The organism is Microbacterium sp. (genome assembly GCF_051860965.1).
GTDB lineage: Bacteria > Actinomycetota > Actinomycetes > Actinomycetales > Microbacteriaceae > Microbacterium.
Genome location: NZ_JBIMKU010000003.1, coordinates 420,023 through 436,853 on the forward strand (window position 1 = coordinate 420,023; position 16,831 = coordinate 436,853).

Annotated in this window: 17 protein-coding genes; 9 read left to right on the plus strand and 8 right to left on the minus strand. The window is 69.8% G+C overall.

All coding sequences use genetic code 11. The annotated features are described in order from the left end of the window. Positions 1 to 9 precede the first annotated feature (9 nt). The gene (locus ACTIFV_RS07855) at positions 10 to 888 is read left to right on the plus strand and encodes a M48 family metalloprotease (protein WP_439592213.1); all 879 of its coding nucleotides are present in this window, start codon (positions 10 to 12) and stop codon (positions 886 to 888) included. Between the two features lie 35 nt (positions 889 to 923). Beyond that, the gene (locus tag ACTIFV_RS07860) at positions 924 to 2,021 is read left to right on the plus strand and encodes a DNA glycosylase AlkZ-like family protein (RefSeq protein WP_439592214.1); all 1,098 of its coding nucleotides are present in this window, start codon (positions 924 to 926) and stop codon (positions 2,019 to 2,021) included. Between the two features lie 3 nt (positions 2,022 to 2,024). On the opposite strand, the gene ACTIFV_RS07865 is transcribed toward ACTIFV_RS07860, so the two are convergent. Continuing rightward, positions 2,025 to 2,921 carry a hypothetical protein gene (locus tag ACTIFV_RS07865; RefSeq protein WP_439592215.1) on the minus strand — a complete coding sequence of 299 codons (897 nt, stop codon included), beginning with the start codon at positions 2,919 to 2,921 and terminating at the stop codon, positions 2,025 to 2,027. A 9-nt stretch (positions 2,922 to 2,930) separates the two neighbouring features. Next, positions 2,931 to 4,208, minus strand: coding sequence for a winged helix-turn-helix domain-containing protein (locus tag ACTIFV_RS07870; RefSeq protein ID WP_439592216.1), 1,278 nt, complete (start codon positions 4,206 to 4,208; stop codon positions 2,931 to 2,933). Positions 4,209 to 4,312: 104 nt separating this feature from the next. Here ACTIFV_RS07870 and ACTIFV_RS07875 point away from each other — a divergent pair, with 104 nt between their 5' ends. Further along, positions 4,313 to 5,506 carry an AI-2E family transporter gene (locus tag ACTIFV_RS07875; protein WP_439592217.1) on the plus strand — a complete coding sequence of 398 codons (1,194 nt, stop codon included), beginning with the start codon at positions 4,313 to 4,315 and terminating at the stop codon, positions 5,504 to 5,506. Continuing rightward, on the plus strand, positions 5,503 to 6,753 hold the full coding sequence (gene ilvA, locus ACTIFV_RS07880; protein WP_439592218.1) for a threonine ammonia-lyase: 1,251 nt from the start codon (positions 5,503 to 5,505) through the stop codon (positions 6,751 to 6,753). Before ACTIFV_RS07875 ends, ilvA begins: the two co-directional genes overlap by 4 nt. On the opposite strand, the gene greA is transcribed toward ilvA, so the two are convergent. Both greA and ACTIFV_RS07890 read right to left on the minus strand, forming a co-directional pair. Continuing rightward, positions 6,754 to 7,245 (minus strand): transcription elongation factor GreA, encoded by a 492-nt coding sequence (gene greA, locus ACTIFV_RS07885; protein WP_439592219.1) that lies wholly within the window; start codon positions 7,243 to 7,245, stop codon positions 6,754 to 6,756. Positions 7,246 to 7,317: 72 nt separating this feature from the next. Further along, positions 7,318 to 7,710 carry a DUF4307 domain-containing protein gene (locus ACTIFV_RS07890; protein ID WP_439592220.1) on the minus strand — a complete coding sequence of 131 codons (393 nt, stop codon included), beginning with the start codon at positions 7,708 to 7,710 and terminating at the stop codon, positions 7,318 to 7,320. Positions 7,711 to 7,787: 77 nt separating this feature from the next. Between ACTIFV_RS07890 and ACTIFV_RS07895 the strand changes: the two genes are divergently transcribed. After that, positions 7,788 to 8,075: a hypothetical protein gene (locus ACTIFV_RS07895; protein ID WP_439592221.1), complete on the plus strand. Its 288-nt coding sequence runs from the start codon at positions 7,788 to 7,790 to the stop codon at positions 8,073 to 8,075. A gap of 2 nt (positions 8,076 to 8,077) precedes the next feature. On the opposite strand, the gene trhA is transcribed toward ACTIFV_RS07895, so the two are convergent. Beyond that, positions 8,078 to 8,821 (minus strand): PAQR family membrane homeostasis protein TrhA, encoded by a 744-nt coding sequence (trhA, locus tag ACTIFV_RS07900; RefSeq protein ID WP_439592222.1) that lies wholly within the window; start codon positions 8,819 to 8,821, stop codon positions 8,078 to 8,080. Between the two features lie 112 nt (positions 8,822 to 8,933). On the opposite strand from trhA, the gene ACTIFV_RS07905 reads away from it, so the two are divergent. The 4 genes from ACTIFV_RS07905 (at position 8,934) to ACTIFV_RS07920 (ending at position 13,157) form a co-directional block, all read left to right on the plus strand. Then, positions 8,934 to 9,719 carry an isoprenyl transferase gene (locus ACTIFV_RS07905; RefSeq protein WP_439592223.1) on the plus strand — a complete coding sequence of 262 codons (786 nt, stop codon included), beginning with the start codon at positions 8,934 to 8,936 and terminating at the stop codon, positions 9,717 to 9,719. Between the two features lie 19 nt (positions 9,720 to 9,738). Further along, positions 9,739 to 10,860, plus strand: a complete 1,122-nt coding sequence (locus ACTIFV_RS07910) for an aminotransferase class V-fold PLP-dependent enzyme (RefSeq protein ID WP_439592224.1) — start codon at positions 9,739 to 9,741, stop codon at positions 10,858 to 10,860. A 183-nt stretch (positions 10,861 to 11,043) separates the two neighbouring features. After that, on the plus strand, positions 11,044 to 12,396 hold the full coding sequence (locus ACTIFV_RS07915) for a PhoH family protein (protein ID WP_439592225.1): 1,353 nt from the start codon (positions 11,044 to 11,046) through the stop codon (positions 12,394 to 12,396). A gap of 173 nt (positions 12,397 to 12,569) precedes the next feature. Then, positions 12,570 to 13,157 carry a hypothetical protein gene (locus ACTIFV_RS07920; protein ID WP_439592226.1) on the plus strand — a complete coding sequence of 196 codons (588 nt, stop codon included), beginning with the start codon at positions 12,570 to 12,572 and terminating at the stop codon, positions 13,155 to 13,157. Positions 13,158 to 13,246: 89 nt separating this feature from the next. Here the strand turns inward: ACTIFV_RS07920 and ACTIFV_RS07925 are convergent, their stop codons facing one another. The 3 genes from ACTIFV_RS07925 to ACTIFV_RS07935 are packed head-to-tail and all read right to left on the minus strand — an operon-like array spanning position 13,247 to position 16,796. Further along, positions 13,247 to 13,903, minus strand: coding sequence for a response regulator transcription factor (locus tag ACTIFV_RS07925; protein WP_439592227.1), 657 nt, complete (start codon positions 13,901 to 13,903; stop codon positions 13,247 to 13,249). After that, entirely contained in the window at positions 13,900 to 15,360 is a 1,461-nt protein-coding gene (locus ACTIFV_RS07930; protein ID WP_439592228.1) for an ATP-binding protein, read from the minus strand. The genes ACTIFV_RS07925 and ACTIFV_RS07930 overlap by 4 nt, the downstream gene beginning before the upstream one ends. A 41-nt stretch (positions 15,361 to 15,401) precedes the next feature. Then, entirely contained in the window at positions 15,402 to 16,796 is a 1,395-nt protein-coding gene (locus ACTIFV_RS07935; protein ID WP_439592229.1) for a class II fumarate hydratase, read from the minus strand. Positions 16,797 to 16,831: the final 35 nt, after the last annotated feature.

Consider the following 16,831-nt stretch of genomic DNA (forward strand, 5'->3'; position numbering starts at 1 on the left):
GCCCTGACGGTGTACACGGCGATCGCGCGCAACAAGCGCAACACGTGGTTCATCCTGATCGGCTTCGTCGTCCTCCTCGGCGCGATCGGTCTGCTCGCGGGCTGGCTCGCCGGCAACAACTGGTGGGTGACGGCGTTCATCCTCGTCTTCGCCGCGGGCTATGCGACGTTCCAGTACTTCTTCGCCGACCGCGAGGCGATCGCGATGAGCGGTGCCGTGCCGGTGACGCAGACGGACGCTCCGCGCTTCTACCGCCTGGTGGAGAACCTCTGCATCACGACGGGCACGCCGATGCCGAGGCTCTACGTCGTCGAAGACCCGGCGCCGAACGCGTTCGCGACGGGGCGGACGCCGGAAGAGGCATCCATCACCGTCACGACGGGACTCTTCGAGCTGATGACCGATCGCGAGCTCGAGGGAGTGCTCGGCCACGAGCTCGGTCATATCCGCAACTACGACATCCGCGTCTCGCTGATCGTGTTCGGGCTCGTCGTCGCCGTCGGGGTCCTCGCTGATCTCGTGCTGCGGTTCTCGTTCTTCGGCGGTCGGGGCGGTGGCAGGTCGAACGTCGTCTTCCTGCTCTTCGGGATCGTCGCGTCCCTGGTCGCCCCGCTCCTGGCCGGTGCCGTGCAGGCGGCGATCTCGCGCCAGCGCGAGTACCTCGCCGATGCGACGAGCGCGATGACCACGCGCGACCCCGAGGGCCTCGCCTCGGCGCTCCAGAAGCTCGGCGAGTACGGCCGACCGCTGCAGAAGGCCAACACCTCGATGGCGCATCTGTGGATCTCCGACCCCCTCAAGCCCGGGGCGATGGCGCGCCTCTTCTCGACGCACCCGCCCATCGCCGATCGCATCGAGCGGCTCCGCGAGATCGGCGGCTCGTTCTGAACCTCGGTGTCGGGACCGCGCGCTACCCTCGCTGAATGGTCCACCAGCTCTCGCGCGAGCAGGCGCGGCGCATCGCCGTACGGGCGCAGCTGCTGACGGCCGACCGCCCGACGAGCATCGTCGAGACGGTCTACGGGCTCACCGTCGTCAACATCGAACCCACGGCTGCGATCATGCCGAGTGCCGACCACATCCTGTGGAGCCGGATCGGCTGGCCGTATCAGCCGGCCGATCTGAAGCAGGCGGTCGAGGTCGACCGCGACGTCTTCGAATGGGGCGGGTTCTACCGCCTGATGTCCGACCTGCCGTTGCTGCGGCACGAGATGGCGCAGCGCCCGGCCTACGCCGAAGCCCGTGAGTGGCTCGCCGCGAACGCCGTGTTCCGCGCCGATGTCATGGATCGCCTGCGCGCCGAGGGTCCCCTCCATGCGGCAGACGTGCCCGACACGGCGCAGGTCTCGTGGCGCTCGTCCGGGTGGACGAACAACCGCAACTCCTCGCAGATGCTCGAGATCCTCGTCACGACGGGCGATGTCGCCGTTTCCGGCCGCGATGCGAAGGGGCGATCGTTCGACCTCGCCGAGCGGGTCTATCCGAGCGATCTGCCCGACGTCTCGTTCGAAGCCGCCGCCCGCGAGCGCACGGAACGTCGCCTCGCCGCGTTCGGCATCGCGCGGGCGAAGGGCATCAAGCAGCCCTTCGAGCCGGTCGATGTCGGGACGGTCGGCGAAGCGGCCGTCGTCGACGGCGTCGAGGGGGAGTGGAGGGTGGATGCCGGGGCCCTCGCATCCATCGACTCCTTCGCACCGCGCACCGCGCTGATCTCGCCGTTCGACCGCCTCGTGTTCGATCGCGACCGCCTGCGCGACCTGTTCGGCTACGAGTACCTGCTCGAGATGTACAAGCCGGCCGCGAAACGGCGATGGGGGTACTTCGCGCTCCCGATCCTGCACGGCGACCGCTTCGTCGGCAAGCTCGATGCGAAGGCGGATCGCAAGGCCGGTGTGCTGCAGGTGCACGCGATCCACGAGGATCTGCCGTTCTCGGCCGAGGTCGCCGCCGACGTCGACGCCGAGATCCGAGAACTCGCCCGGTGGCTCGGTCTCGACGTGCGCGGCCTCGCGGGGGAGTGAGGTTCAGCCGACCGCGAGCGTCATCGTGTCGCCGGTGATCTCGACCGTGCCGCGCAGCGCCCAGTCGTCGGCGCGGTAGGTGAAGGTCCCGGGCGATCCGTCGCGCGTCGTGCCGGTCGCGGTCGCGACGAGGACGCCACCGGTCGCAGCGAACGTGCGCGCGTCGGGCGCGAGTGCGAGGACCGGCGCGGTGTCGACGCGGAACGAGACCGACGCCAGCGTCGCGAGGTCGGCCGCCCACGGCACCCGGATGCCGCAGTGCGCGGGCACGGTCGCCGCGCTCTGGGTGCAGGAGGCGATGTACGCGTCGAGCTGCTCCTGGATGCTCGCGGCGGCGTCGGGGGAGAGGGATGCGTCGACCGCGGCCGTCGCGGGAGCCGCGTTCGTCACGACGACGCTCGTCGACCCGTCCACGAGGCCCGCGGGCGCCGCTTCCACGGTGTAGACCGCTGGCAGAAGCGACACCGCGCCCGCGGGAACGAGCGCGCCACCCACCCGGACGGCGTCGCCGATCGTCGTCGTGACGTCGAGGGTCGCGAGGTAGTCGGCATCCACCCGCCACCCCTCGCCCGTCTCGGTGAGGGTGAAGCCGATCACGGCCGGCTCGCCGCCCAGCGTGCCCTCCGCGCGCACGGAGTCGTCGTCCTGCACCTCGAAGTCGTACTCCTGGAGGTAGGCGTCCGCGTCTTGGAACGACGCCGCGATGGCGTCGAAGCCGTCGGGCTCCTGCGCGAGCAGCCCGCGAACGCCCGCGGCGTCGCCGGTGGACAGCGCGTGCAGGTACGCCTCCGCCGTCTGCTCTGCCGTCGCAGGCCGGCTCAGCAGCCACCAGGCCGCGCCACCGGCCACGACGAGCGCCAGGGCGCCGGCCGCGATCCCGATGACGGCGCCGCGCTTCACTCCTCCACGCTAGCCCGCCGGCTCGTCGTCGGCGAGTGCGACGGGCTCGGCGGTGCCGGCCTCGTGGCGAGCGGCCTCGGGCAGCTCCGCCGCGAGATCGTCGACGGCATCGCCCCAGCGCGAGATCGAGATCCCGCCCAGCCCCTGCCAGGCCGCGGCCGTGCGCAGCTCGCCCGCCAGGCGGGACGCGGCATCCGTCGATCTGCCGTGCTCCCACCACGCCGACTGCACCAGCAGTCGCGAGGTTGCCCGATCGGCTTTCAGATCGACCCGCCCGACGATGTCGTCGCCGACGAGCACGGGCAGCGAGTAGTACCCGTATCGACGCTGCGCGGCCGGCGTGTAGATCTCGATGCGGTACTCGAAGTCGAAGAGGCGCACCGCGCGGTCGCGGAACCAGACGACGGGGTCGAAGGGGGTGAGGATCGCGGCGGCATCGAGACGCCGGGGCATCGCGGCCTCGGTGTGGAGCCAGGCCTTGGCGGGGCGCCCGGCGCTCAGCCACCTCTGCACGGCGACGGCTTCGATCTCGCCGGCGTCGACGAGCTCGGCGATGGCAGTCATGATCGCGCGGCGGTCCTTGATGCGCCAGTAGTCAGCGATGTCGGACGCCGTCGCGACGCCGTGGGCGCGTGCGGCTCGGCGCACGAGCTCGCGGATCGCATCGGCGCGTGGAACGGGCGCTGCGAGGACGGATGCCGGGATCACGTGCTCGGCGAGGGCGTAGACCCGCTCGAACCCGCGCCGGCCGGCGATCGCGACCTCGCCGAACAGCCACAGATGCTCGAGGGCGTTCTTGACGGCATCCCAGTTCCACCACTCGCCGCCGGTGCCGCGGGGGATGTCGTACTCGATCTCCGCAGGCCGCAGCGGCCCGCGCTCGGAGAGCTCGGTGCGCACCCAGTCCACCACGGCGCGGTGGGCGTCGTACCACTCGGGCGTGCCGTGCTTCGCTCGCAGGTCGTCCATCCGGAATCGGAAGAGCCCCCAGTCCTCGGCCGGGATGAAGGCGGCGACGTGCGCCCAGTACTCGACGTAGGGCGCCCGGCGCGCGAACAGCAGCCGGTCGAGCAGCGAGGTGTCGTAGGCGCCCAGCCGCGAGAACAGCGGCATGTAGTGGGAGCGTGCGAAGACGTTGACGGAATCGATCTGCAGAGTGCTCATCCGCGCGAGCGCCGCGGTGAGCTGGCGGGTGCCGGCCTTCTCGGGCCGGGTGCGCGCGAAACCCTGCGCCGCGAGCGCGATGCGCCGAGCCTGCGCGTTCGTGAGCGTGGAGGGCCGTGGCATGCGCGTCAGCCTAGTCACGCGCGCCGACACCCCGACCGGCCGCTCGACGGGCGCGGGCGCGACCATATGACCGCCCCGGAATGCGGCGACTCTAGACTGGCGTGATGAGCGGCTCCGACGAAAAGCCCCGCGGTTCGCTGTTCGACGCGCTCCGCGATCGCAGCCGCGTCGTGTCGTCCGATCTCGCCGGTTCGATTCCCCGCGGGCTCCGCGTCGCCGCCGCATACTCCTGGCGCCTCATCGCGATCGCCATCGCCGCCGGGATCATCGTCTGGCTCGTCATCCAGCTCAAGCTCATCGTCATCCCGCTGCTGCTCGGCGTGCTGATCACGGCGCTCCTGTGGCCCGCCTTCAGCTGGCTCCTGCGCCACCGCGTGCCGAAGTGGATCGCGATCGTGATCGCCATCATCGGCACCCTCGCGATCGTCGGGGGACTGCTGTGGCTCGTCGTCTGGCAGGTCACGCGTCAGTGGAGTTCGGTGCAGGCGCGCACGGTCGAGGCGGTGGAGCAGTTCCGGCAGTACCTCATCGACGGCCCTCTGCACCTGACCTCGGGTCAGATCGACGACCTCCTCGCGCAGGCCTGGACGCTCATCCAGCAGCAGGCCGAGCTGCTCTGGTCCGGTGCCCTCGCGCTCGGATCCACCCTCGGCCATGTCGCGACCGGCGCCGTGCTGACGCTGTTCATCCTGCTCTGCCTGCTCGCCGACGGCGGCGGCATCTGGAAGTGGACGACGCGCATCTTCCCCAAGAGGGCGCGCCCCGCCGTGGACGGTGCGGGCCGGGCAGGCTGGGTGACCGTCGTCAACTACGCCCGCACGCAGCTGCTCGTCGCGACGATCGACGCGATCGGCATCGGTCTGGGCGCGTTCTTCCTCGGGGTGCCGCTCGCGATCCCCGTCGCGGTCCTCGTGTTCCTCGGGGCGTTCGTCCCGATCGTCGGTGCCGTCGTCACGGGTGCCGTCGCGGTGTTCCTCGCGCTCGTCTACAACGGCCCGTGGATCGCGCTGTGGATGCTCGTGGTCGTGCTGGGGGTCCAGCAGCTCGAGGGGCACGTGCTCCAGCCGATCCTCATGGGCTCCGCCGTCAAGGTGCACCCCCTCGCCGTGGTGCTCGTCGTCGCCGGCGGCGCGATGATCGCCGGCATCCCGGGAGCACTCTTCGCCGTGCCGCTGGCCGCGTTCGTCAATGTCGTCGCGGTCTATCTGAGCGAACGCGGCTGGGAGTCGGGCGCGCCACCGCCCCGCGGCGATCTCATCTGGACCACCGTGCCGCGTCAGAGAAGGACCCCCGCGTGACCCCGCAGACCCGCAGTCCCAGCGCCGCCCCGTCCCTCGCCGCGATCGAGGATGCCGCCGCCACCCTGCGCGGCGTGATCTCGCGCACCCCCGTCGATCAGTCGCAGCACCTCTCGGATCTGCTCGGCGTCCCCGTCCACCTCAAGCTCGAGAATCTGCAGCGCACGGGTTCCTTCAAGATCCGCGGAGCGACGTACCGTCTCTCGCGACTCACGGCCGAAGAGCGCGCCCGAGGCGTCGTGGCGGCATCCGCCGGCAACCACGCGCAGGGCGTCTCGCTCGCGGCCCAGGAGCTCGGCATCCCGGCGACGATCTTCATGCCTCTCGGCGTGCCCGTCCCCAAGCTCCTCGCGACGCGCGGCTACGGCGCCGACGTCGTGCTCGAAGGGGCGACGGTCGAGACCCCGCTGCGCCTGGCCGCCGAGTTCGCCGAGCGCACGGGGGCGGTGCTCATCCACCCCTTCGATCACGCCGACATCATCGCCGGACAGGGCACGCTCGGCCTCGAGCTGTACGACCAGGTGCCCGACCTCGAGACCGTCGTGCTGGGCATCGGCGGCGGCGGGCTCATCGCCGGCGTCGCCGCGGCGCTCAAGGCGCGCGCAGCGGCGGACGGGCGCAGCATCCGGATCATCGGCGTCCAGGCCGAGAACTCGGCCGCGTACCCGTCGTCCCTGGCAGCGGGGCACCCGCTCGACGTCGCGACCAAGCCGACCATCGCCGACGGCATCGCGGTCGCGCGGCCGGGCAACCTGCCGTTCGAGATCATCCGCGAACTCGTCGACGAGGTCGTCACGGTGTCCGACGACGACATCGCCCGCGCTCTGCTGATGCTCCTCGAGCGGGCCAAGCAGGTCGTGGAGCCCGCGGGTGCCGTCGGCGTCGCCGCGATCCTCGCCGGGAAGGTGGATGCCTCCGGCCCCACGGTCAGCGTGCTGTCGGGTGGCAACATCGACCCGCTGCTGCTGCAGCGCGTCGTCGCGCACGGACTCTCGGCATCCGGACGCTACATGTCGCTGCAGATCCCGCTGCCCGACCGTCCCGGCCAGCTCGCCCGCGTGTCCGAGCTGCTCGCTCAGGCGGGCGCGAACGTCATCGAGGTGCTGCACACGCGGCACGGGCAGGGCCTGCAGATCAGCGAGGTGATCCTGCAGCTCAGCGTCGAGACGCGCGGCGAAGAGCACCGTGCGCACGTCATCGCGACGCTCGAGGCCGCCGGCTACGCGCCGACGGTCATGCCGGACTGATCACTGACCGTTGTAGGTCTCGACCTTGAGGACCTCGACGGCGATCTCTCGGCCGTTGGGCGCCGTGTACGACGTCTTGTCGCCCTCTTTCAGACCGAGGATGGCCGCGCCGAGCGGGGACGCCTCGCTGTAGACGTCGAGCTCGGATCCGACGGCGATCTCGCGGTTGCCCAGCAGGAAGCGCTCCTCGCCACCGGCGACGACGGCCGTGATGACGGTGCCCGACTCGACGACGCCGTGGCTCTCGGGCGCCTCGCTGACGGTCGCGGTCTTCAGCAGGTGCTGCAGCGTGCGGATGCGGGCCTCCTGCTTGCCCTGCTCGTCCTTGGCCGCGTGGTAGCCGCCGTTCTCTTTGAGATCGCCCTCTTCGCGGGCGGCTTCGATGCGCTTCGCGATCTCTTCGCGGCCGGTCGTCGAGAGGTGCTCGAGTTCGGATGCGAGACGGTCGAAGGCATCCTGGGTGAGGAAGGTCACCGGGGCATCGCTGGACACGTCGATCTCCTTGGTTCGGGGGCGGTACGGCGAACGCCCCGGGCTCCTGCCGGGGCGTCACTGCCGGCCAGACTACGTCACCCAGCAGTCGTTGACAAAACCGGTCACCGCGACGGCGGTCGTCGGAAGCGTCGCACGATGGGCCTGACCGTGGTCGTCGGACGCCGCGAACTCCACGACTTTCCAGCCCACGGTGCCGTGCTCGGCATCCTGCGCCTCGATGGCGCATGCGACGCCGCGACCCGGGGGCGAGGTGAACTGGAACGTGACCTCGACCGTGCGATCGTCGACCAGACGGAACCCGGTGGTGTCGGCGTCGACGGCGGTCGACGCCGACGCGACGGTCATCCAGCCGACGACGATCGCGGCCACGACACCGAGTGCGATCCCGATCCACAGACCCCAGCGGCGCCCGCCGGCGCGGGTGCGCCCGTAGCGCTCGTCGAGCATCTGCTGAGTGGTCATGGCCGTCCGTCGTGGGGGATCGGGAAGATTAGGCTGGAGTTCCAGGCTATGCGCTTTCGGCGCGGAAGAAGGAACCCATGCACGACGCGCTCTTCGCGGGCCTCCAGACCCCGACGCCCACGGGGACGCCTGTCGATCCGAACCTCGTGACCCCCGGCTTCTGGGGCTTCGCCCTCATCGTGTTCATCGCGATCGCGGTGATCGTGCTCGTGTGGGACATGCTCCGCCGCATCCGCCGGGGCCGCGTGCGTGCCGACATCCGCGAAGAGCTCCTCGCAGAGCAGCAGGCGGCGGATGCCGTGCGCGCGAGCGACGTGGACGACCAGGACGTCGATCCCGCCGACGACCCCGACCGCAGGGCCTGAGGTCAGCCCGGCAGGCCCAGCGACGGGCTCACTGGCTGGAGCGCGATGAGCAGACATGCCGTCCAGTGGCACAGGAACGCCAGCACCGTGCACACGTGGAAGATCTCGTGGAAACCGAAGTGCCCCGGCCACGGATTGGGCTTCTTCAGGGCGTAGACGATCGCGCCGCCGGTATAGAGCAGTCCGCCGACGATGACGAGGATGACCATCGCGAAGTTCGCGGCGAACAACTGGGGCATGTACATCACGGCGGCCCAGCCCAGCGCCAGGTAGAGGGCGACGTAGAGCCACCGCGGGGCGTTGATCCAGAAGACCCGGAAGAGGATGCCCAGCAGCGCGCCCGACCACACCACCACGAGCAGGATGGTGCCCTGATCGGGCGGGAGCGCGAGTGTCGCGAGCGGCGTGTACGTGCCCGCGATCAGCAGCAGGATGTTCGCGTGGTCGATGCGCTTCAGCACCGCTTTGGTCTTGGGACCCCAGTCGAACCGGTGGTAGACGGCGGAGTTGCCGAAGAGCAGGAGCGAGGATGCCATGAACACGGCTGCGGCCCACTTCGCCGGAGCGCCGTCGGAGAGGACGATGAGCACGATCCCCGCGGCGATCGCGACGGGGAAGATCGCCGCGTGGATCCAGCCTCGCCACGTGGGCTTGATCTCGGGCACCGCCGCCTCGTCGTCGGCGACCTCCATGAGCGGCAGCACGGGGACCTCGGGGGCCTTCGGAAGGCGGGTGCGGCGGCTCATGTCCCCAGGGTAGGCCCATCCTCATGCCCGGGGGCGTACATACTCAGTCTCATAGACAGCGGTACTCAGTTTCACAGCCGCGTGACAGGCGCGGGACGGGTAGCGTAGGCGTGTGGCGCGGGCATCGTCGAACGAGGGCAGGGGACCCCTCTATCGGCTCTACATCAATCGGCTGCGTCGACGCCTCGACCCCGCCGCCGTGCCTCGCCACCTCGCGATGATGATCGACGGCAACCGGCGCTGGGCGCGCCAGCTCGGCTACGACTCGGCGGCGCACGGTCACCGCGCGGGGGCGGCCAAGATGCGCGAGTTCCTCGAATGGTGCGACGACCTCGGCATCCGCGTGGTGTCGCTGTACCTGCTCTCCAACGACAACCTGGTCAAGCGCGACTCGCAGGAGCTCTCGGACCTCATCGAGATCATCGCCGAACTCGCGGAGCAGCTCTCGCACGAGCGCGATTGGCGCGTGCAGCACGTCGGTCGGTCCGACCGCCTCCCGCCCGAGCTCGCGCGCGTCCTGGTCGCGGCACAGGACCGCACGCGCGACCACACCGGGATGCACGTCAACCTGGCGGTCGGGTACGGCGGCCGTGGCGAGATCGTGGATGCCGTGCGCAGCATCATCGCCCAGCACGACGAGGGCGGCGGATCGCTCGAAGAGCTCGCGGCATCCCTCACGCCCGAGCAGATCGGCGAGCACCTCTACACCGGCGGGCAGCCCGATCCCGACCTCGTGATCCGCACATCGGGGGAGCAGCGACTGAGCGACTTCCTCCTGTGGCAGTCGGCCCACAGCGAGTTCTACTTCGTAGAAGCGCTCGGGCCGGATCTGCGCGAGGTGGACTTCCTGCGTGCGATCCGTGCCTTCGCGGACCGCGACCGCCGCTTCGGCGGCTGAGCAGTGCCAGAATGTGAGCGTGACGGACCTCGAGGGCTTCCACGCCTCGTTCGACGGCGAACCCGGCTACCTGGACTGGGCCGCGTTCGGACCGCTGTCTCCCGCCGTGCGGGCCGAAGCCCAGGCGGACACGGAGCTGCTGGGCTCGGGTAGGCGCTCGAGCATCGAGCTCGTCGACGCGCACGTAGCCGAGGCGCGCGAGCTCGTCGCGGAGCTGATCGGCGCCCCGGTCGACGAGGTCGTGCTGCAGCCGTCGACGACCTACGGCATCATGCAGGCGTTCTACGGGCTCGCGGGCGGCCTCATGCTGTCGCGCACCGAATTCCCCAACCTCACGGTCGCGGCGACGCGCGCGAGCAATGCACTGGGCTCCCTCCACCTCCAGTGGCTCGATTCCGACGACGGCTTCGTCACTCCCGACCTCGTGCGCGAATCGCTCACCGACGACACGACCGCGCTCGCCGTCAGCCTCGTGGACGCCCGCACGGGCTATCGCGCGGACCTTCCTGCGCTGCGCGACGTGATCGGCGACCGACTCCTCATCGTCGACGCCATCCAGGGATTCGGCGTTGTCGATGTCGACTACGCGGCGGCGGATGTGGTGTGCTCGAACGGCTACAAGTGGCTGCGCGCGGGCCGCGGCACGGGATTCGCGTGGTTCGGCGAGCGCGCGCTCGAGCGGATCGCCCCCGTCCTCTCGGGGTACGTCGGCATCGACGGCGAGCTGTCCTTCGGCGTGGTCCCGGTGCCTTCCGCATCGTCGGCGGCGTTCACCGTGTCGCGCACCGACAGCCTCGCGGCAGCCCGCCTCGCGACGGCCCTCCGCGAGGTGCGGGATGCCGGGATCGGCGCCATCGAGAGCGAGATCGCACAGCGCACGGGCGACGTGATGTACTTCGCCGACCGCTACGAGGTGCCCGTGATCACTCCGCGGGAGCCGGCGCAGCGCGCCGGGATCGTGACCCTGGCGCCCGCGCCGCAGGATGCGGCGCCGCTCGCGGCATCCCTCGCCAATCACGGGCTCGCCGTCACCCTGCGCGCCGGACTCGTGCGCGTGTCGCCGCATGTGGGCACGGCTGCCGACACGCTGCGCCTGTTCGGCGATGCCCTCGCGGCGTTCTCGTCGTCGCGCGTGTGGTGAGGCATCCGGAGTTCACATACTCGTAACCCGCGCACCGCGTGTCGGAGTGGGTCGGTGTCGGTGGGCGGACGTACGTTCATCTCATCGGGCAAGGAGCCCGTTCGAGTCGGCCGTACGGACCACGACTCGTGACCCTGGTCGACTCGTGACTGCCGGGTTTCCCACCCGGGGCGGGAGTGGGTTGTGACCACACGAGCTACAACGGATCAGCGCAGCACGGTCGAGACCGAGGGCGAGGTCGAGCAGGATCTGCGCACCTACGTCCTCGACACGTCGGTCCTCCTGAGCGATCCGCGAGCGTTCTTCCGATTCGCCGAGCACAACGTCGTGATCCCCGTCGTGGTGATCACGGAGCTCGAGGGCAAGCGCCACGACCCCGAGATCGGCTATTTCGCCCGCCAGGCCCTGCGTCACCTCGATGAGCTTCGCATCGAGCACGGTCGACTCGACTTCCCCGTCCCCGTCGGCGAGGGCGGCACACTGCGCGTCGAGCTCACGAACACGGATGCGAGTGTTCTCCCGGCCGGCATGCGCCTCGGCGACAACGACACCCGCATCCTGGCCGTCGCGATGAATCTCGCGCAGGACGGGCAGGAGGTCACGGTCGTCTCCAAGGACCTCCCGATGCGCGTGAAGGCGGCATCGCTCGGAGTCATCGCCGAGGAGTATCTCGCCGAGCAGGCGATCGACTCCGGCTGGACGGGCATCGCCGACATCGCCGTGTCGGGCGACGACATGAGCGACCTCTACGAGAGCGAGATCGCGACGAGTGACGATGTGCGGGGCTTCCCCGTCAACACGGGCCTCATCATCCACTCCGAGCGGGGGTCGGCCCTGGGTCGCGTCACCGGCGACGGGTCGTACAAGCTCGTCCGCGGTGATCGCGAGGTCTTCGGGCTCCACGGGCGCTCGGCGGAGCAGCGCATCGCGATCGACCTGCTGCTGGATCCCGAGGTCGGAATCGTGTCGCTCGGCGGTCGTGCGGGCACCGGCAAGTCGGCGCTCGCGCTGTGTGCGGCGCTGGATGCCGTGCTCGAGCGTCAGCAGCAGAAGAAGATCATCGTCTTCCGCCCGCTGTTCGCCGTCGGCGGGCAGGAGCTCGGCTATCTCCCCGGCGACGCGCAGGAGAAGATGAACCCTTGGGGTCAGGCGATCTTCGACACCCTCGGATCGGTCGTGTCGGGCAACGTCGTCGAGGAGGTCGTGGCTCGCGGGCTCCTCGAGGTGCTGCCGCTCACGCACATCCGCGGTCGGTCGCTGCACGATGCGTTCGTGATCGTCGACGAGGCGCAGTCGCTCGAGCGCAACGTTCTTCTGACGGTGCTCAGCCGTATCGGTCAGAACTCGCGGGTCGTCCTCACGCACGACGTCGGTCAGCGTGACAATCTGCGGGTCGGACGCCACGACGGCGTCGCGTCGGTCATCGAGACGCTCAAGGGGCACGACCTGTTCGCGCACGTGACGCTCATGCGCTCGGAGCGGTCCGCGATCGCCGCGCTCGTGACGGATCTGCTGGAAGCGGGCGAGCTCGCCTGAGCGGGTTTCGAAGCGGGGCCGGATGCCGTCATCCGGCCCCGTTTTCCGCGTCGGAACGGGCGCGAATCGATGCATAGGTATGAGAAGAGTCTCATCTCCTGAGCCCTTTTCGGGCCGCGGCATCTGTCAACATTGAGGAGGAACGTCGGCTGGGTGACCGAAGGGAGGGTGACATGGATGCACGCACGAGACTCGCTCTCGGCGGCGCCGCGGTGATCGCGGTCAGCGTCTCCGTCGTCGCCTCGGTCATCGCCACGAGTGCCGTCGCTCTCGCCGACGCACCGGGTGCCCGCATCGGTGCGCACGCCGTGCGCCTTCCCGCACCCTCCACCACACCGGCCTCCGCGCCCGTGGCTGGTGGCTCCGGATCGGTCGTCGACACGCCGACTGCCGCGGCATCCGCTCCTCCCGTCACCGAGACGGTTCCCGCGCCCGCGCCCGTCGTCGTCGCCCCCACGCAGACGATCGCCGCGGCACCGCCCGTCGCCGTCGAGGACGAGATCCTCGCGACCGGTTCGTTCGATGCCGTGCACGAGTGGGCGGCGGAGCACGGCTGGTCGGCCGGCCAGGTCGACGAGTGGATCTCGACCTTCAGCAGTACTCACGAGCTCACTCGGAGCAGCGACGTGCTCGCCCCCGAGATGAGCCACAAGACCCCCCAGACGCCCGCCTCTGCGGGCCTGTCCGACACCGAGGCGACGACGCCGGGTGACGGATCGAAGAAGAATCGATCGCACGGTACCCCAGACCCCCGCGATTGAACGGCCGGTTTCCCCAGAACCAGGCCCTTCTCAGCCCCCGACGTCCCCCAGCGTCGGGGGCTTCTTCGTGCCTGCGGGATGCCCCGGTCTCACTCCCAGCGGTAGCCCACGCCGCGCACCGTGACGATGTGCTGCGAGCCCAGCTTCGCGCGCAGATAGCGCACGTACACGTCGACGACGTTCGAACCCGGATCGAAATCCATTCCCCACACCCTGCTGAGCAGAAGCTCGCGCGTGAGCACCTCGCCGGGATTGCGCAGGAACTGCTCCGCGAGCGCGAACTCGCGCGTCGAGAGCTCGATCTCGACCCCGGCGACGGTCGCCCGCCGCGCGAGCACATCGAGCACGACGTCCCCCTGCGTGATCGAGACGCTCGCCGAAGAGCCCGACTCGCGCAGGCGCGAGCGCACCCGCGCGAGCAGCTCCTCGAAGGTGAACGGCTTGGCCATGTAGTCGCTCGCCCCGGCATCGAGTCCCTCCACCGTGTCGCGCGTGCTCGACCGTGCGGTCAGCATGATCACCGGCAGAAGCGTGTCCCGGGCCCGCAGCTCGCGAAGAACCTCGAACCCGTCCATCGTCGGCAGGCCCACGTCGAGGAGCACGAGGTCGGCGCTGCCGCCCAGGGCGAGCTCGAGACCCTCCGGGCCGTCCTCGGCGATCGTCGTCTCATACCCCGCGTTCGTCAGTCCGCGACTGATGAACGCAGCGATGTGCTGCTCGTCCTCGACGATGAGAATCCGGCTCATCCTGCTGCATCCCTCTGGAGAACGACGTCGCCGGCGCGAACGGGCGCGGGGAACGCCGTCGTGGCGGCCGGGAGGTGGATCGTGAAGGTCGCTCCGCCGCCCGGTGTGTCGGTGACGCCGCAGTGGCCGCCGTGCGCCTTCGCGATGGCGTCGACGATGGCCAGCCCCAGGCCCGACCCGCCGACCGTTCGCTTGCCGTGCGCGCGGTCGAAGCGGCGGAAGATGCGATGACGGGCGGCCGGAGGGATGCCGGCACCGTGATCGCGCACCCACAGGTGCGCGCCGTCGCCGTCGAAGCCGCTGCCGATCTCGATGGGTGTGCCTTCGGGCGTGTACTTGGCGGCGTTCTCGGCGAGCTGCAGCCAGGCCTGGAGGAGCCGGTCGTAATCGCCGACGAGCTGAGCACGGGCGGCGGTCTCGACGCTCCAGCGATGGCCCGGGATGACCGAGACGAGCTCGCCCACGCGATGCGTCAGACCGCGCAGTTCGAGACGATCCGTCGCGAACGACCCGCCCTCGACGGTAGCGAGGACATCGATGTCCTCCACCAGGCGCGTCATGCGGTCGAGTTCGGCGATCCCGAGCGCCCGGGCGCTCTGCACATCGACGATGTCGGCAGGGTCCATCAGCTCGAGATGACCGCGCACGATCGTGATCGGCGTCTTGAGCTCGTGGCGCACATCGTCCAGGAGCTGGCGCTGGACGTCGACCGAGCCCTCGAGTCGATCGAGCATCGAGTTGACCGTTCGCGACAGATCCGCGATGTCGTCGTTGCCCTCCGCGCTCAAGCGGGGGGAGAGGTCGGTCAGGGTGATCGAATCCGCTGTCTCGCGCAGGTGCCGGATCGGCGACAGCAGGCGCCCCGTCACGAACCAGCCCACGACGCCCATCGCGACGAGCACGACCAGCGCCGCGATGCCGTAGGTCGTCATCGCCGCCGACACCGGAGCCAGCTCGGCCTCGAGATCGACCGCTCGCACGTAGACGCCTGTCTCGTCATCGCCCTCGATGGTGACGGGGATCGCGATGTAGCGCAGCGAACCGCGGTCGGTGACGGCGGTTCCCGTGACCGGCTCGCCCGTGGCATCCGTCTCGGCCACGACTCGGTCGATGAACGCCTGCTCGTCGGAGATGTCGAACCCCGAGAGCGTCGAGGGGATGAATCGCGGTGCGCCGTCGATGATCGCGAGGGATGCCTCATTGGCGCCCGGAACGAGGCCGGCCACGGCATCCCGCAGGAAGTCCTCGACGCTGTCGGGCGCCTCGTCGATCTCGTCGACGATCTGCTCGAGAACCTGCACCTGGGTCATGAGTCGATCGTCGATCTCGCGCAGCACCCATTCGCGCTGCACGAGGAAGGTCACGCTGCCGACGATCGCGAGCCCCACGCAGGCGACAGCCAGCACGGCCGCGAGGATGCGGGCGCGGGCCGAGATCGGGCGAGGTGTTCGGGCCACTCACTGATTATGACGCCCGCAGGGCCCCTCGCGCGCGAGGCTCAGCCCGGATGCGTCATCGAGAGCAGATCGAGCTTCTCGTCGAGCTGCTCGAGCGTGATCTCGCCGCGGTCCACGTAGCCGAGATCGATGACCGCCTCGCGCACCGTGATGCCCTTCGCGACCGAGTGCTTCGCGATCTTCGCCGCGGCCTCGTAGCCGATCAGCTTGTTGAGCGGCGTCACGATCGAAGGCGACATGCCGGCGAGGGCCGAGGTGCGCTCGATGTTGGCCTCGAGGCCGTCGATCGTCTTGTCGGCGAGCAGGCGCGACACGTTGGCGAGCAGCTCGATCGACTCGAGCAGCGCAGATCCCATGACAGGGATCGCCACGTTGAGCTCGAACGAGCCCGATGCCCCGGCCCACGCGATCGTCGCATCGTTGCCGATGACCCGGGCGCAGACCATGAGGGTCGCCTCGGGCACGACGGGGTTGACCTTGCCGGGCATGATCGACGAACCGGGCTGCAGGTCGGGGATGTGGAGTTCGCCGAGCCCCGTGTTCGGGCCCGAGCCCATCCAGCGGATGTCGTTGTTGATCTTGGTGAGCGAGACGGCGATCGTGCGGAGGGCGCCGGATGCCTCGACCAGCCCGTCGCGATTGGCCTGTGCTTCGAAGTGGTCCTTCGCCTCGGTGATCGGCAGCTCGGTGTCGGCGACGATGAGCTCGAGGACCTTCTGCGGGAAGCCGAGCGGCGTGTTGATACCGGTGCCGACGGCGGTGCCCCCGAGCGGCACCTCGGCGACGCGGGGCAGCACGGCCTGCACCCGCTCGATGCCGAGCCGGATCTGACGCGCGTAGCCCCCGAACTCCTGGCCGAGCGTGACGGGTGTCGCATCCATGAGGTGGGTGCGGCCGGACTTCACGACGCTCTTCCACTCGTCGGCCTTCTTCTCGAAGGCGACCGCGAGGTGGTCGAGGGCGGGGATGAGGTCGTCGATGAGCTCCTGCGTGACGGCGATGTGCACCGAGGTCGGGAAGACGTCGTTCGAGGACTGCGACGCGTTGACGTGGTCGTTCGGGTGGACGTTCGCGCCGAGGTCCTGGGTCGCGAGGGTCGCGAGCACCTCGTTCATGTTCATGTTCGACGAGGTGCCGCTGCCGGTCTGGTAGACGTCGATCGGGAACTGGTCGACGAACTCGCCCGCGATGATGCGGTCGGCCGAGCGGGCGATCGCATCGGCGATCGCACCGTCGAGCGTGCCGAGCTCCTTGTTGGCGAGCGCCGCGGCCTTCTTGATGCGGGCCAGGGCCACGATCTGGGCCGCCTCGAGCGGGTCGCCCGAGATCGGGAAGTTCTCGACGGCGCGCTGCGTCTGCGCGGCGTACAGGGCGTCCTTGGGGACGCGGACTTCACCCATGGTGTCGTGCTCGATGCGGTACTCGATGTCGGTCACGTCGTCGTTCCTTCTCGTGTGTAGCGGTGGCGTGA